Consider the following 14,815-nt stretch of genomic DNA (forward strand, 5'->3'; position numbering starts at 1 on the left):
ACCTCCACGGACGCACCGGATCTACCTCACCCGCCCCGGCATCACGCCTGACCAGCGCAAACCCAGCCACCACATTCGGTTTCGAGAAGCCCTCTCAGGCCATCGCCGGGACCGCCACGGGCGGGGGCGGTCCGACATACCGGGCCACCGGCCTGATGATCTTGGAGTCGGCGGCCTGTTCCAGGATGTTGGCGCTCCAGCCGACCACACGCGCCGCCGCGAACGTGGGCGTGAACATCTCACGCGGCAGTCCGCACAGTTCCATGACCACGCCCGCGTAGAACTCGACGTTGGTGTGCAGTTCGCGGCCGGGCTTCAGCTCGGCGAGGATCGCCTCGATGCGGCGCTCCACCTCCACGGCGAAGGACACGCGGGGGCCGCCGAAGCCCTCGGCGATCTCACGGAGCATCCGCGAACGGGGGTCCTCCGTACGGTAGATCGCGTGGCCGAAGCCCATGATGCGATCACCCGCCAGGACGCGTTCGCGGACCCAGCCGTCGATCCGGTCGGGGGTGCCGATCGCGTCCAGGGTGTCCAGGGCACGGCTGGGCGCACCGCCGTGCAACGGACCGGACAGCGCTCCCAGGGCACCTACGAGACATGCCGCCACATCGGCGCCGGTGGACGCGATGACCCGTGCGGTGAAGGTTGATGCATTGAATCCATGGTCAATGGTTGAGATCAGGTATTGCTCGACGGCACGGGCCCGCCGCTCGTCCGGCTCCTGCCCGGTCACCATGTACAGGTAGTTGGCCGCGTACGAGAGGTCGTCGCGCGGTTCCACCGGCTCCTGGCCCCGCCCTAGCCGGTACAGGGCGGTGAGCAGGGTCGGTACTGCCGCGCAGGCGGCGACGGCATCCGCGCGGCGCCGGTCGGTGTCGATGTCGTACACGGGCCGGAAGCCCTGGGCCGCGCCGAGCAGCGACAGCGCGGTGCGCGCCCCGGCCGGCGGACCCGAGGCGCGGCTCGCGGCGGCGACGGCGGGCAGGGCGGCGCGGACCTCGGCGGGCAGCCGGCGCGCCGCCACGGTCTCGGCGAGGAAGGCGGCGTGCCGCTCCGCGTCGGGGAGTTCGCCGTACGCGAGGAGGTGCCAGACGTCCTCGAAGCCGCGGGTCCGCGCGAGTTCGACAGCCGAGTACTGACGGTAGTGGTAGAAGCCCTCGGTCCCCCGGACGTCGCCGATCTCGGTGTCGGCGACGACGACGCCCGCGAGCCCGCGCGGCACATCGACAAGGGTGGATGCGGACCTATTGATGGACATGATTTCCTCCCTGGACTTGATCCGACTGTCCATGCTTGACTATTTCTCTGTCAATATTGATTGAATCAATGTCCAGTCCATACGCCACCAAGGCGACTACGGTGACCCCCATGCGCGATCAAGAACCCGCTCCCCACGGCCCCGAGCGGAGGCTGAGCACCAAGGAGACCGCCGAACTGCTCGGCGTGAAGCCGGAGACCGTGTACGCGTACGTGAGCCGCGGTCAGCTCAGCAGCCGGCGCGAGCCCGGCGGCCGGGGCAGTACCTTCGACGCCGCGGAGGTGGACGCCCTCGCCCGGCGCCACAGGCGGGAGAGCCAGGTCACCCAGGCCGTCGGCGCGGAGATGTCCGTCCGTACCGGCGTCACCCTGATCGACCAGGACCGGTACTACTTCCGCGGTGTCGACGCCGCGGAACTCGCCGCGCTCCACTCCTACGAGGAGGTCGCCGAGTGGCTGTGGACCGGGCGGCTGAGCCCAGGTGTCACGTTCACCGCCCCCGAGGCCACGGCCGAAGTCGCCCGTCGGGCGGTGGCCGCCCTGCCCGAGCATGCCGAGCCCACCGACCGGCTGCGGGTCGCGGCGGTCGCCGCCGCCACCGAGGACCCGCTGCGCTTCGACCTGTCCGAGGAGGCCGTCCTCGCGACGGCGCGGATCCTCATCCCGACGCTCGTCGCCGCCCTGCCGCCCCGCCCGCACGCCCGGGACGAGGGCCCGCTCGCCCTGCGCCTGTGGGGCCGGCTGACCGGCCGTGAGCCCGACGAGGCGTCACTGCGCGCCCTGGATACGGCGCTTGCCCTGCTGGTCGACCACGACTTGGCCGCCTCGACGCTCGCGGTGCGGGTCGCCGCATCGGCCCGGGCCCATGTGTACGCGGCCGTCTCGGCCGGACTGGGCGTAATCGAGGGCCCGTTGCACGGCGCCGCCAGCGGACTGGCCCACCGGCTGCTGCTCGACGTGCTGGACGAGGGCAGCGCCGTTCCGGTGATCGCGGCCGAACTCCGCGCCGGCCGCCGCATTCCCGGCCTCGGCCACCGGCTCTACCCGGGCGAGGACCCACGCGCGCGTGCCCTGTTCGCCCTCCTGGAGCACGTCCCGCGCGCGGAACCCGCCCTCCTCGCGGCCCGCGACATCGTCGCCACCACGGCCCGGCACACCCCGCTGCACGCCAATGTCGACCTGGCCCTCGCGGTGCTCACCGTCGCCTGCGGCATGCCCGCGACCGCGGGCGAGACGGTCTTCGCCGTCGCCCGGACGGCGGGCTGGATCGCGCACGCCCTGGAGGAGTACGGCGAGCGCCCGCTGCGGATGCGCCCCAGCGGCCACTACGTGGGCCCGCGACCGCCGCAACCCGCGCCGCAGTAGCACACGGGCAGCAGACGACCGGGCCGGAAGTCGCCCCGGGCAAAGTCAGGTTAGGCTCACCTCTGTGAGTAGGTGCGCAACCGTCTCCCGGAACCTCGACGAGCCCGTATCCGGTACGGCGGCCACAGCGACGACATGGCTGCTGCTCGAACAGCCCGGCCCCTGGGGTGCCAAGGCGCTCACGTCGAGCCACCTGGACCGCGCGCTCGGCCGCGCCCTGGAACTCGCCGCCGACGGCACCGGCGTACGGATCGCGCTCATCCGGCGCCCCGGGCGCCACGCAGACCCCGGGACCCCCGCCGAGCGGCAGGTGTACGCAGCGCACACCGTTCCGGGAAAGGTATGGCTGCGCGCCGCCACCACCCGCGACCCGCGCACGCTCCTCGACCTCGACTACGCCGCCCTCGGCGCGGGCGACCACCGTACGTTCGACACGGCGCTCGGCGCTCGCGCGCACGAGGCGGGCCCGCTCGCGCTCGTCTGCACCAACGGCAAGCGCGACCGCTGCTGCGCGCTGCTCGGCCGGCCCCTCGCGGCCGAGCTCGCCGCCTCCGGCGTACCGGGCGTCTGGGAGGTCACCCATTTGGGTGGACATCGCTTCTCGCCGACGGTGCTCGTCCTGCCGTACGGCTACGCGTACGGACGGGCCGAGGCGCACACCGTCAAGGAGGTCCTGCAGGGCGTCCGGGAGGGACGCGTCGTCGTGCAGGGCTGCCGCGGGAACTCGGCCTGGGACAAGCCCGGTCAGGCGGCCGAACTGGCCGTGCGCACGGCGGCGGGCGAGTACGCGGCAGGCGTGCTGAGCGTCGTGCGCACCGACGGTGCGGCGCCCCGCTGGGAGGTGACCGTGGCCCACGCCGACGGCCGCCGCTGGCGCGTCATCGTGGCCCGGGGCGCCTCGCTCCCGCCGCGCCCGGAGAGTTGCGGCGCCTCTGTGCTGGGGGCGCCGGCGCGGATGGACGTGGTGTCCGTGCGCGAACTGACAGCCGCGGTCCTGGCGGGCTGACCCCGTCGCCCGCCGAGAGGCGGGCCCGTCGGCCCGGGAGCCGCCAGCCCCATCCGCCGAGAAGCGGCCGACACCGTTCCGCCGAGAACCGCCAGACGCCGATCCACCGGGAGCCCGTCGGCCCGTTCGCCAAGAATCGGTCAAGAGATCCGCGCCACACCCCCTACGGCTCGGTCCGCCCGCCCACGTACCGTCATGGGCATGAGCCCCAGTCCCCCCGCACGCCGTCTGCGTCTCGGTCTGCCGCGGCGGGTGTTCTCGCAGGTTCTGCTGATGCAGGTGGCGATCGCCGCCGGAGTCGCGGTGCTCGCCACCGGGCTGTTCCTGGCACCGTTGAGCAAGCAGCTCGACGAGGAGGCGATGCGCCGGGCGCTGGCGATCGCGGAGACCACGGCGCAGGATCCGCAGATCGCCGAGGGCGTGCAGCACACGCGGCCGTCCATCGACGGCCCGGTGCAGGTGGAGGCCGAGCGGATCCGGCACGCCACGAACGCCGAGTACATCGTGGTGATGGACCTGCGCGGCGTGCGCTGGTCGCACACCACGCGCTCGGAGATCGGCGGCCTCGTCTCCACCGACCCGAGCGCGGCCCTGGCCGGACGACAGGTCATGGAGATCGACAACGGCACCCTGGGCCGCTCCGCGCGCGGCAAGGTGCCGCTGTACGACGCCGACCACCGGATCATCGGGGCCGTCTCCGTGGGCATCGCCTACGACAGCGTGCGGGCCCGGCTGCTCAGCGCGATCCCGGGGCTGTTCGCCTACGCCGGCGGCGCCCTCGCGGTCGGCGCCCTGGCCGCCTGGCTGATCTCCCGCCGGGTGCAGCGGCAGACCCAGGACCTGGCCTTCTCCGACATCTCGGCCCTGCTCGCGGAGCGGGAGGCGATGCTGCACGGCATCCGGGAGGGTGTCGTCGCCCTCGACCGCACCGGCCGTGTACGTCTGCTCAACGACGAGGCGCGGCGCCTGCTGGGCATCGGCGACGAGTCCGTCGGACGGACCCCGGACGAGGCGCTGGGCGAGGGACGCACGACCGATGTCCTGGCCGGCCGGGTGACCGGCACCGATCTGCTCACCGTCCGCGGCCAGCGGGTCCTGGTCGCCAACCGGATGCCCACCGGCGACGGCGGCGCGGTGGCCACCCTGCGCGACCGCACCGAGCTTGAGCAGCTGGGCCGCGAACTGGACTCCACGCGGGGCCTGATCGACGCCCTGCGCGCCCAGGACCACGAGCACGCCAACCGCATGCACACGCTGCTCGGCCTGCTCGAACTGGAGATGTACGACGACGCGGTGGAGTTCGTCGGAGAGGTCGTCGGCGATCACCGGGTCACCGCGGAGCAGGTCACCGAGAAGATCCAGGACCCGCTGCTCGCCGCCCTGCTGGTCGGCAAGGCGACGGTCGCGGCCGAGCGCGGGGTCGCCCTGTGGGTCTCGGACCGCACCCGGCTCCCGGACCGGCTGATCGAGCCGAGGGGCCTGGTCACGGTCGTGGGCAACCTGGTCGACAACGCCCTCGACGCCGTCGCCGGAACCCCGCACGCGCGCGTGGAGGTCGAACTGCGCGCCGAGGGACGCACGGCCGTGCTCAGGGTGCGCGACACGGGACCCGGTGTCCCGGCGGACCGGCGCGAGCTGGTCTTCACCGAGGGGTGGTCGACCAAGGAGCCGCCCGCGCACGGCAAACGCGGTCTCGGGCTGTCCCTGGTGCGCAGGTTCGCCGAGCGGCAGGGCGGGAGCGCGACGGTGGGCGAAGCGGGCGGCGGGGGCGCGGAGTTCACGGTCGTACTGCCCGAGGCCCTGGCCGAGCCGGAACTCGAACCGGGGCCGCAGCCGCAGCCCGCACCGGCGCTGACGGCGCCCGCGCGGACCGCCACCGAGGAGGATGCCCGATGATCGAGGTCCTGGTCGTGGACGACGACACCCGGGTCGCCCGGGTCAACGCCGCCTACGTGCAGAAGGTGCCCGGCTTCCGCGTGGCCGGCGAGGCGCACAACGCGGCCGAGGCGCTGCGCCAGGTGGAGGCGCTGCCGCGGCTCGACCTGGTCCTCCTGGACCACTATCTGCCCGACGAGACCGGACTTGCGGTCGTCCAGGAGATGCGCAGGCGCGGCCACCAGACCGACGTCATCATGGTGACCGCGGCCCGGGACGTGTCCACGGTGCAGGCGGCGATGCGCCACGGCGCCCTGCAGTACCTGGTGAAGCCGTTCGCCTTCGCGGGGCTGCGCACCAAGCTGGAGGCGTACGCGCGGCTGCGCCGCACGCTGGACGGCGGCGGGGAGGCGGAACAGACAGAGGTGGACCGGATCTTCGGGGCGCTGTCCGCACCGTCGGAGCCGGAGCTGCCCAAGGGACACTCCCCCACCACGGCGGAACTGGTGCGCCAGTGCCTGATGAACGCCCAGGGCCCGCTGTCGGCCCAGGAGATCGCCGAGCGGACCGGGGTGAGCCGGCAGACCGCCCAGCGCTATCTGAAGCTCCTGGAGCGCACGGGGCGGGCCCGGTTGACGCTCAAGTACGGCGACGCGGGCCGCCCCGAACACCGTTACGTGTGGGCGACCCGCGCCTGACGGCTCCCGGTCCGGGCGGTCAGCCGGCCGACTTGGCGGCCTTCTCGACGAACTCCGTCGTGTAGGTCTTGCTCAGGTCGACCTTGGCGTTCTTGATGTTGGGGTTGAACGACTTGAGGACCTTCTCGACGGTCTCCGGGCCGTTCTTCGGCATCACGCCGTCGTCCGTGAACATCGGCAGCGTGCTCTTGATCGCCTCCGCGTAGAGGGCTTTGTTGCCCTGGGAGTAGTCGGCGGGCATCTTGGCGGCGATCTCGTCGGCGCTGTGTGTGGACATCCACGTGAGCGTCTTGACGAATGCATTGACCAGCTTCTGCACGGTGTCCTTGTGGCCGTTCACCCAGTCCGTCTGCATGTACAGACTTGACGATGGGTACGGGCCGCCGAGCGCCTCCTGCGAGCCCTCGGGGGTGCGCATGTCGAGGAGGATCTTGCCGGCCTTCTTGTCCAGGATCGTCGCCACGGTCGGGTCGGTCGTCATACCGCCGTCGATGGAGCCCTGTTCCAGCGCGGAGATGAACGTCGGGCCGGCGCCCACCGCGACGGGCGTGAACTCATGGACGTTCACGCCGTTCTTGACGGCGAGGTACTTGGTGAGGAAGTCGGTGGAGGAACCGAGACCGGTCACGCCGAGCTTCTTGCCCTTGAAGTCCTTGGGCGAGGTGATGTCGCCGGCCGCCTTGTTGGAGACGACCTCCACCTCGCCGGGCGCGTGCGAGAACTGCACGACGGACTCGACGGACTTGCCCTTCACCTGGAGGTCGAGCGTGTGGTCGTAGAAGCCGACCGTCCCCTGGACCTGGCCGGCGACGAGCGCGGTCTCGGCCTGGACTCCGGCGGGCTCGCTCAGGAGCTGCACGTTCAGTCCCTCGGCGTCGAAGTAGCCGAGCCGCTGGGTGAGCATCGCGGGCAGGTAGATGACCTTGTCCAGGCCACCGACCATGATCTTGACCTTCTCCCCCTTGCCCTTGCCGCCGCCTCCGCTGCCGCTGTCGGCGGTCGTGCTGGCCGCTTCGTTGGCGCAGGCGGTGAGCGAGGAGAGGGCGAGCAGGCCGGCGGCGGAGAGCGCCGCGAGTCTGACGGTCTTGCGCATGGCGGTTCACGTCCTTGTGAGAATGCGGTGCGGGGAACGGGGGGTGGCTCTTGGGGGGCGTCAGTGCTCGGAGTCGGCCGGCTTCCAGCGGAAGATGCGCCGTTCCGCGAAGGTCAGCAGCCCTTCGGCGACGAGCGCGACGACGGCGAGGATGACCATCGCGGCGTACACACCGGCCGAGTTGAAGGTGCCCTGCGACTGTGCGACGAGTAGGCCGATGCCCTTGGTGGCGCCGATGTACTCGCCGACGATGGCGCCGATCAGGGCGAAGCCGAAGCTGACGTGGAGGCTGGTGAAGATCCACGAGGTGGCCGACGGGATGACGACCTGAAGGGTCACCCTGCGGTCGCTGGCGCCCAGGATGCGGGCGTTGGCGACCAGGTTGCGGTCGACCTCACGAGCGCCCTGGAAGGCGTTGAAGAAAACCGGGAAGAACACGAGCACCACGGCGGACGCGACCTTGGAGGCGGGGCCGAGACCGAACCAGATCACGAAGATCGGGGCGAGCACGATCCTCGGTATGGAGTTGAGCACCTTGATGTATGGACCAAGGACATCGGCGAGGAAGGCAATCCGCCCGAGGGCGATACCGAGGACGACACCGGCGACGACACCGATGACCCAGCCCAGCAGCGCCTCGTACAGCGTGTACCAGATCTGCTCGCCCAGTGAGCCGAGCGCCGTGCCGTGGGTGACCCAGGTGTAGATCTGGTCCCAGATCTTCGACGGCATCGAGAAGTTGAACGGATCGATGACCTTCGCGCGCGACAGCGACTCCCACAGGCCGAGCACGGCGACCAGCAGCAGCGCCCGGCCGCCCATGACGACGGCTTTGCGTCTGCGGGCCGCTCTGGCCCGGCTCTGTGTGCGGTCCGTGGTCTTGCCCGTGCCGGCGACGGGGGCGCTGAGGACGTCATGCGACATGAGCGGCACCCCTCTCGCGGGTGATGCGGACCTCTTCGCCGAGGGACTCCCAGATCTCGCGGTAGATCTCGATGAACCGCGGTTCCAGGCGCACCGACTCGACCTTGCGCGGCCGGGGCAGGTCGATGTCGAAGACGTGCTTCACAGTGGCGGGCCCCGCGGTCATCACGACGACCTTGTCGGCCAGCGCGATGGACTCCTCCAGGTCGTGGGTGACGAAGACGACCGAGGCGCCCGTGCCCTCCCACAGCTCCAGGAGTTCGTCCGACATCAGTGCCCGGGTCTGCACGTCGAGCGCGGAGAACGGCTCGTCCATGAGCAGGATCTCGGGGTCGTTGACGAAGGTCGCGGCGAGCGCGACGCGCTTGCGCTGGCCGCCGGAGAGCTGGTGCGGGTAGCGGTCCTCGAAGGCGGCGAGACCGACCCGGGCCAGCCACTCGCGGGCCTTCTCCTTGGCCTCCGCCTTCGGTACGCCGCGAAAGCGCGGGCCCGCCATGACGTTGGACAGGACCGTCCGCCAGGGGAAGGTCGCGTCCTGCTGGAAGACGAAGCCGACCTTGTCGCCGACGCCGGAGACCGGCTCCCCGGCCACCAGCACATCGCCCTCGGTGGGCTCCTCCAGGCCGCTGACCAGGGTCAGCGTGGTGGACTTGCCACAGCCGGTCGGTCCGACCACGGCGACGAACTCACCGCGCCCGATGGTGAGGTCCAGACCCCGGACAGCCGTGTGCAGACCCCCTGACGGGGTCCTGAAGATCTTGCTCGCGCCCCGCAGCTCGATGGCGGGGCTGGTGTCTGCGCTCATGGCCGGGACCGTAGATGTGGCCCCTGCCACAGCAGCAGTCTTCTGAGCGCAAGCCGTTCTTTTGCTCGCAGGAGCCTTTTGTGCTCGTTTTGCTCACGCTACAACTGCGGAGCCGAAACACGGGCTTAACGCCCGCCTGGCCTTGAGGAAATGAGGCCCCATGATTGACGTCCTGGTGGTGGACGACGACTTCCGTGTCGCCGAGATCAACGCCAAGTACGTGGGAAAGGTTCCCGGCTTCCGGGTGGCCGCCCGCGCGCACAATGCCGCCCAGGCCCTGGCCGCCGTGGAACGCGGAGCCATCGACCTGGTGCTGCTCGACCACTACCTGCCCGACCAGACGGGGCTTGAACTGGTCCACCGGATGCGCGAAGAGGGCCATGGCACCGACGTCATCATGATCACCGCGGCCAGTGACGTCACGACCGTGCAGAAGGCGATGCGCCTGGGCGCGCTGCACTATCTGGTCAAGCCGTTCACGTTCACCGCGCTGCGCACCCGCCTGGACTCGTACGCGGCCCTGCGCCGCACCGTCGACCGGGTCGGCGGGCGAGGTCTGACGGGCCAGGAGCAGGTCGACCGGATCTTCGGCGCGCTGCGCACCGCGCCCGCGCCGAGCTCGCCCGGCCTGCCGAGCGGCCACTCGGAGCCCACCACCGACCTCATCTGCGGTGTGCTGCACCGCGCCGACCATCCGCTGTCCGCGCACGAGGTGGCCGCCGAGACGGGCCTGAGCCGCTCCACGGCGCAACGCTATCTGCGCCATCTGGAACAGGCGGGCCGGTTGCATCTGTCCCTGAAGTACGGCGACACGGGACGCCCCGAGCACCGGTACGCCTGGGTGGCACCCTGACGGCGCTCGCCCGCGCCACCCGGACGCGGAGCAGCCCGCCGTTCCTACACGGCTCCCGCCCCGGTCAGCGACCGCACCTCGGTCTCCGCGTGCCTGGCCTCGTCCGGGACCTCGTCCGAGGTGACGGTGCCCAGCCAGCCCGCGAGGAAGCCCAGCGGGATGGAGACGATGCCGGGGTTCTCCAGCGGAAAGTACTGGAAGTCGACGGCCGGGAACAGCGACCCGGGACTGCCCGACACCACCGGGGACAGCACGACCAGCCCCAACGCCGGAACCAGCCCGCCGTATACGGCCCACACCGCGCCGCGCGTCGTGAAGCCGCGCCAGAAGAGCGAGTACAGCAGCACCGGCAGGTTCGCGGACGCGGCCACGGCGAAGGCGAGGCCCACCAGGAAGGCCACGTTGAGATCGCGGGCCAGCAGGCCGAGCGCGATGGCGATCACCCCGATGCCGACCGCCGCGACCCGCGCCACGGTCACTTCGCTGCGCGCCGGGCCGCGCCCCCTCCGCAGCGAGGCGTACAGGTCGTGGGCCACGGACGCCGAGGAGGCCAGCGTGATCCCGGCGACCACCGCGAGGATCGTGGCGAAGGCGACGGCCGCCACGATCGCGAACAGCACCGCCCCGCCGGTGGAGTCCGCTCCGCCGCCCAGGTCGAGGGCGAGCAGCGGAACCGCCGTGTTCCCCGCCGCGTTCGAGTCGCGCACGGCCTCCGGTCCGACGATCGCGGCCGCCCCGAAGCCGAGGACGAGCGTCATCAGATAGAAGCCGCCGATCAGCCCGATCGACCACACCACCGAGCGGCGGGCCGCCCGCGCGGTCGGCACCGTGTAGAAGCGGGACAGGATGTGCGGCAGTCCGGCCGTGCCCAGGACCAGTGCGAGCCCCAGGCTGATGAAGTCGAACCGGGCGGTCCAGTCCCCGCCGTACTTCAGTCCAGGCGCCAGGAACGCGTCCCCGTGCCCGCTGCGCTCCGCGGCGGTGAGCAGCAGCCGGTCGAGATCGCCGTGGAAACGCAGCAGCACCAGCACGGTCAGCGCGATGGTCCCACCGAGCAGCAGGACCGCCTTCACGATCTGGATCCAGGTCGTGGCCCGCATCCCTCCCAGCGACACATAGACCACCATGAGCGCTCCGACGCCGATCACCGTCCACGCCTGCGCGGCGGCACCCGTCCGTCCGAGCAGCAGCGCCACCAGGCTGCCCGCCCCCACCATCTGCGCCACCAGATACAGAACGGAGACGGTGACCGATGAGGTTCCCGCGGCGATCCGCACGGGGCGCTCGTTCATCCGCGCTGCCACGACGTCGGCCAGCGTGAACCGCCCGCAGTTGCGGACCAGTTCGGCGACCAGGAACAGCACCACCAGCCAGGCGACGAGGAAGCCCACCGCATACAGGAGCCCGTCGTAGCCGAACAGCGCGATGAGCCCCGTGACACCCAGGAACGACGCGGCCGACATGTAGTCCCCCGCGATGGCAAAACCGTTCTCCATCGGGGAGAAGAGCCGCCCGCCGGCGTAGAACTCCTCCGGGGATCCGTGCCGCCTGCGGCTCACCCACGTCGTGATCCCCAGCGTGACGGCCACGAAGGCGCTGAACAGCACGAACGCCAGCGTCTGATGCTGTCCCGTCACGATGCACCGCCCTGCGCGCTGCGCGCCAACTCCTGTGTGTCCCACCGCAGTTCCAGCGCCGCCCGGTCCCTGCGCAGCCGCGCGTGCCGGGCATAGGCCCAGGTGAGCAGGAAGGTGGTCAGAAACTGTCCCAGTCCGGCGAGCATGGCCACGTTCAGCGCGCCGGCCACGGGCCTGGCCATGAGACCGGGCGCGGTCGTCGCGACGATCACATAGCCCACGTACCAGGCGAAGAAGACCGCGACTCCCGGCACCACGAACCTGCGGTACCTGCTGCGCACTTCCTGGAAAGCCGCGCTGCGCTGCACCTCCAGGTAGATGTCACGGGTGCGAACAGCAGCCGTCTCCCTCGCCTCCCGCGCCGCCGGCACGGAGGGCGCGGGCGCGCCCATGCCGTCCGACTCCCCCCAGCCGGAGGCGAGCGCGTCGTACCAGGGATCGTCGTACCTCACCTCACGAGACGTCATGTCTGCCGCTTCGTGGTGCCCGGCCGAACTCTCTGGACCGCCCCTGTCCCCGCCGGGACGACCGTTGCTTGGCTGCATGCCCAAGGATGGACAGAACGGGAAGATCCCTGACTCTTCTTCCCTCCGCTCTTCACCCCATCAGGTGACTCAGTCCGCTGATGGCCGCACCAGCCCCTTCCCGTAGGCGTAACGCACCGCCTGAGCACGGTCCTTGACCCCGGTCTTGGCGAAGAGGTTGTTGATGTGGGTCTTCACCGTGGCGGTGGAGACATGCAGCCTGCGGGCGATCTCCTGGTTGCTCAGCCCCTCCGCGATCAGCACCAGCACCTCGGTCTCCCGCGCGGTCAGCCCGTCGGGCGGTTCGGAGCGCGCCGGCTGCGGTTCCGGCTGCGACAGCCGCTCCAGCAACCGCCGTTGAACACCGGGCGAAAGACCCGCGTCCCCGGACAGCACGCTCTCCACCGCGCGCACGATCTCGTCGCCGCCCGCGTCCTTGGTGAGATAGCCCCGTGCTCCCGCGCGCAGCGCCGGGAACAGCGACTCGTCGTCGGCGAAGGTGGTGAGCACCACGACCTGGGTCCCCGGGTGTTCCGCGCGGATACGGCGGGTGGCCTCGACCCCGTCGCAACGCGGCATCCGCAGATCCATCAGCACCACGTCCGGCGCGAGTTCTGCGACCAGCTTGACCGCCTCCTCCCCGTCGCCCGCCGCGCCTACGACCTCGATGCCGGGCAGGAGTCCGAGCAGCATCACAATGCCTTCGCGGACGACGGTCTGGTCATCGGCCACGACCACCCGCGCGGGCTTCCTCTCTGCCCCCTCCGTCATACCGGCACCTTCAACGTCACCGCGAACCCCTCCTTGTCCGGCCCGGCCTCCAGCGAGCCACCCAGCAGTTCGGCGCGCTCCCGCATACCCAGCAGACCGTACCCGCCGCCGGCCTCGGCGAGTTCGCCCGGCGTACCGCCCGAGTCCCTGACGTCCAGCCTGACCTCGTGCTCGCCGTACTCCAGCAACACACGGATCGTGGCTCCGTGCGCGTGCTTGCGGACGTTCGTCAGTGCCTCCTGCGCGACCCGGCGCACGGCCTGTGCCGCTTCGACGGGCACCGGTCTGCGATCGCCCGTGACGGTGACCTCGGCCCCGTCGCTCACCTTGACCAGATCGCTCAGGAAGTCCTCCAGCGGGGTCATCTCGCCACGCAGCGCGGACAGCGCCTGCCGGGTCTCCGCAAGTCCCTCCCGGGCCATGCCGCGCGCCGCCACCACCCGTTCGAGGATCCGCTCCCGGTCCGCGTCCCGTTCGATCAGCAGCCGGGCCGCCTCCAGGTGCACCAGCTGGGCCGAGAGACTGTGCGCGAGGACGTCGTGGATCTCCCGGGCGATCCTGGCCCGCTCCGCGAGCGCCGCCGACTCCGCCTCGGCGGCCCGGGCGGCACGCTCCTGGGCGAGCAGGCGCTGGGCGCCGCCGCGTGCCTCGGCGTCCAGACGCATGACGTATCCCGCCAGTGCCATGCCCGTCACGATGGCGGCGGTGGTCAGCCAGACATCGTTGTTGATCACGGAGAACGCGGCGAGGGCGGCCGCGGCCACGGGCAGCCCCGCTGCGAGCGGAAGCCGCTCCAGCGCGCCGATGGCACAGCCGCACCACACGACGAGCGCCGGACCCTGGAACCCCGTCGCCTGAGCGAGCGCGGCCACGCCCAGAAGGAGAACGATCAGCACCAGGGACGGCCACAGCCGGTGGTCGAAGGTGGTGCGGTAGAAGCCCCAGGACAGGGCCGCGGTCAGGAGAATCCCGCCCACCGCCGCTGCCGTGCCCCAGCCATGGACATGATTGGCGTCAAAGGCTCCCCACGCCAGCACACCGATCGCCACCACCCGCACCGACCAGGCGAGCAGGCGTCTCGGCCGGGTGATCCCCTCACGGCCCAGTGCTTCCCGTGAGGGCCAGCGCGTCCAGGCGTTCTGCGTCACACGCCCTCCTTCCACGCCGACCGGCGCATGGCGTCACCGTACGCCGCGCCGCGCCCGGTCGCCGCGGTGAGGGACCGCGCACGCCGGATCAGGATTCCGGAGCGGACGGCAAGTGTGCCGGCCAAGGCGAGGAGCAGGGCCGAGCTGTCCTGATGGATGCCCAGCACCGCGCCGAGACCGAAGAGGCCGACGCGCAGCGCTATGCCGGCCACCCAGACGGCCACGCTCGCCTTGGTGCTCTTCGTCCACACGACGCCGTCCGACTCGGTCCACATCCGTGTCGTCCAGGCCCAGCCGACGCCCATCGCCAGGCCTATGAGCATTTCGGTGCCGAGCAGCGCGATGGACTCGGTGCGGTGGTGGGCGTCGACGATGCCGGGCTCGCGCAGCGCGACGACCGCCAGGATGACGGGCAGGACCCACCAGCGCCGGTCGGTGTCGATCGCGCGGGCGCGGAACTGCCGTACCAGCACCAGCGCGACCACGGCCGCGATCACCAACGCGTTGACCAGCCCGGACATCAAAGCCTCCGTGAGCGGAAGGGGATGTCGACTGCGGGTGCTGCCGACGCCTACGACGCTACGGAAATGCGCAGGTCAGCGAATCGGAGCCGGGGTGGATCACGGGTGGATCCGCGGGGCGGGCCGATCTCCACCCGCGGGTGGAGAACCGGACCCTGTGCCCCGCCCGGGTCACTCGGCCGGGCAGGCGGAGACGCGGGGTGCGGGAGACGTGCGGTACGGGAGACGCGGGGTGCGGCCGTCGCCACGGCCGCCCGGGACGGCCCGGTCCGATGAGACGGCGGCGGCCGCGTGCGGGCACCTGCCACAGGCACAGGCACAGGCACGGGCACAGG

The 14,815-nt window shown here is 71.3% G+C and carries 14 protein-coding genes; 5 read left to right on the forward strand and 9 right to left on the reverse strand.

Translation table 11 applies throughout. The features are described 5' to 3' along the window. Positions 1-94: 94 nt before the first annotated feature. Positions 95-1,261: a citrate synthase/methylcitrate synthase gene (locus ACIRFL_RS24655; protein ID WP_404032157.1), complete on the reverse strand. Its 1,167-nt coding sequence runs from the start codon at positions 1,259-1,261 to the stop codon at positions 95-97. A 110-nt stretch (positions 1,262-1,371) separates the two neighbouring features. On the opposite strand from ACIRFL_RS24655, the gene ACIRFL_RS24660 reads away from it, so the two are divergent. From ACIRFL_RS24660 to ACIRFL_RS24675, 4 genes are all read left to right on the forward strand, one after another. Continuing rightward, entirely contained in the window at positions 1,372-2,625 is a 1,254-nt protein-coding gene (locus tag ACIRFL_RS24660; RefSeq protein ID WP_404032160.1) for a citrate/2-methylcitrate synthase, read from the forward strand. Between the two features lie 64 nt (positions 2,626-2,689). Continuing rightward, positions 2,690-3,631, forward strand: coding sequence for a sucrase ferredoxin (locus ACIRFL_RS24665; RefSeq protein ID WP_404032163.1), 942 nt, complete (start codon positions 2,690-2,692; stop codon positions 3,629-3,631). Between the two features lie 201 nt (positions 3,632-3,832). After that, entirely contained in the window at positions 3,833-5,527 is a 1,695-nt protein-coding gene (locus tag ACIRFL_RS24670; protein ID WP_404032165.1) for an ATP-binding protein, read from the forward strand. Further along, entirely contained in the window at positions 5,524-6,204 is a 681-nt protein-coding gene (locus ACIRFL_RS24675) for a response regulator (RefSeq protein ID WP_404032167.1), read from the forward strand. Before ACIRFL_RS24670 ends, ACIRFL_RS24675 begins: the two co-directional genes overlap by 4 nt. A 19-nt stretch (positions 6,205-6,223) precedes the next feature. Here ACIRFL_RS24675 and ACIRFL_RS24680 read toward each other — a convergent pair whose 3' ends face one another. Genes ACIRFL_RS24680 through ACIRFL_RS24690 form a run of 3 tightly spaced genes read right to left on the reverse strand, consistent with a single transcriptional unit; the run spans position 6,224 to position 9,026 of the window. After that, on the reverse strand, positions 6,224-7,297 hold the full coding sequence (locus tag ACIRFL_RS24680; protein ID WP_404032169.1) for an ABC transporter substrate-binding protein: 1,074 nt from the start codon (positions 7,295-7,297) through the stop codon (positions 6,224-6,226). Between the two features lie 60 nt (positions 7,298-7,357). Next, the gene (locus ACIRFL_RS24685; RefSeq protein ID WP_404032172.1) at positions 7,358-8,221 is read right to left on the reverse strand and encodes an ABC transporter permease; all 864 of its coding nucleotides are present in this window, start codon (positions 8,219-8,221) and stop codon (positions 7,358-7,360) included. After that, the gene (locus tag ACIRFL_RS24690) at positions 8,211-9,026 is read right to left on the reverse strand and encodes an ABC transporter ATP-binding protein (protein WP_404032174.1); all 816 of its coding nucleotides are present in this window, start codon (positions 9,024-9,026) and stop codon (positions 8,211-8,213) included. Before ACIRFL_RS24690 ends, ACIRFL_RS24685 begins: the two co-directional genes overlap by 11 nt. A 160-nt stretch (positions 9,027-9,186) precedes the next feature. Here ACIRFL_RS24690 and ACIRFL_RS24695 point away from each other — a divergent pair, with 160 nt between their 5' ends. Beyond that, positions 9,187-9,879: a response regulator gene (locus ACIRFL_RS24695; RefSeq protein WP_404032177.1), complete on the forward strand. Its 693-nt coding sequence runs from the start codon at positions 9,187-9,189 to the stop codon at positions 9,877-9,879. Positions 9,880-9,923: 44 nt separating this feature from the next. On the opposite strand, the gene ACIRFL_RS24700 is transcribed toward ACIRFL_RS24695, so the two are convergent. The 5 genes from ACIRFL_RS24700 to ACIRFL_RS24720 all read right to left on the reverse strand — a co-directional run bounded on the left by ACIRFL_RS24700 (position 9,924) and on the right by ACIRFL_RS24720 (position 14,480). After that, positions 9,924-11,516 (reverse strand): cation acetate symporter, encoded by a 1,593-nt coding sequence (locus tag ACIRFL_RS24700; protein WP_404032179.1) that lies wholly within the window; start codon positions 11,514-11,516, stop codon positions 9,924-9,926. Continuing rightward, positions 11,513-12,061, reverse strand: coding sequence for a DUF485 domain-containing protein (locus ACIRFL_RS24705; protein ID WP_404032181.1), 549 nt, complete (start codon positions 12,059-12,061; stop codon positions 11,513-11,515). Before ACIRFL_RS24705 ends, ACIRFL_RS24700 begins: the two co-directional genes overlap by 4 nt. 69 nt (positions 12,062-12,130) lie before the next feature. Next, complete coding sequence (locus tag ACIRFL_RS24710) at positions 12,131-12,811, reverse strand: response regulator (protein ID WP_404032184.1); 681 nt, start codon at positions 12,809-12,811, stop codon at positions 12,131-12,133. Then, entirely contained in the window at positions 12,808-13,959 is a 1,152-nt protein-coding gene (locus tag ACIRFL_RS24715) for a sensor histidine kinase (protein WP_404032187.1), read from the reverse strand. Before ACIRFL_RS24715 ends, ACIRFL_RS24710 begins: the two co-directional genes overlap by 4 nt. Next, positions 13,956-14,480: a DUF1453 domain-containing protein gene (locus ACIRFL_RS24720; protein ID WP_404032189.1), complete on the reverse strand. Its 525-nt coding sequence runs from the start codon at positions 14,478-14,480 to the stop codon at positions 13,956-13,958. Before ACIRFL_RS24720 ends, ACIRFL_RS24715 begins: the two co-directional genes overlap by 4 nt. Positions 14,481-14,815: the final 335 nt, after the last annotated feature.

This window comes from Streptomyces sp. NPDC102462 (assembly GCF_044765425.1).
GTDB lineage: Bacteria > Actinomycetota > Actinomycetes > Streptomycetales > Streptomycetaceae > Streptomyces.

What these genes read in the sequence shown, in the direction of transcription:
- ACIRFL_RS24655 (WP_404032157.1), bottom strand. Translation starts at nt 1,261, where the DNA reads ATGTCCATCAATAGGTCCGCATCCACCCTTGTCGATGTGCCGCGCGGG.
- ACIRFL_RS24660 (WP_404032160.1), top strand. Translation starts at nt 1,372, where the DNA reads ATGCGCGATCAAGAACCCGCTCCCCACGGCCCCGAGCGGAGGCTGAGC.
- ACIRFL_RS24670 (WP_404032165.1), top strand. Translation starts at nt 3,833, where the DNA reads ATGAGCCCCAGTCCCCCCGCACGCCGTCTGCGTCTCGGTCTGCCGCGG.
- ACIRFL_RS24675 (WP_404032167.1), top strand. Translation starts at nt 5,524, where the DNA reads ATGATCGAGGTCCTGGTCGTGGACGACGACACCCGGGTCGCCCGGGTC.
- ACIRFL_RS24680 (WP_404032169.1), bottom strand. Translation starts at nt 7,297, where the DNA reads ATGCGCAAGACCGTCAGACTCGCGGCGCTCTCCGCCGCCGGCCTGCTC.
- ACIRFL_RS24685 (WP_404032172.1), bottom strand. Translation starts at nt 8,221, where the DNA reads ATGTCGCATGACGTCCTCAGCGCCCCCGTCGCCGGCACGGGCAAGACC.
- ACIRFL_RS24690 (WP_404032174.1), bottom strand. Translation starts at nt 9,026, where the DNA reads ATGAGCGCAGACACCAGCCCCGCCATCGAGCTGCGGGGCGCGAGCAAG.
- ACIRFL_RS24695 (WP_404032177.1), top strand. Translation starts at nt 9,187, where the DNA reads ATGATTGACGTCCTGGTGGTGGACGACGACTTCCGTGTCGCCGAGATC.
- ACIRFL_RS24705 (WP_404032181.1), bottom strand. Translation starts at nt 12,061, where the DNA reads ATGCAGCCAAGCAACGGTCGTCCCGGCGGGGACAGGGGCGGTCCAGAG.
- ACIRFL_RS24710 (WP_404032184.1), bottom strand. Translation starts at nt 12,811, where the DNA reads ATGACGGAGGGGGCAGAGAGGAAGCCCGCGCGGGTGGTCGTGGCCGAT.
- ACIRFL_RS24720 (WP_404032189.1), bottom strand. Translation starts at nt 14,480, where the DNA reads ATGTCCGGGCTGGTCAACGCGTTGGTGATCGCGGCCGTGGTCGCGCTG.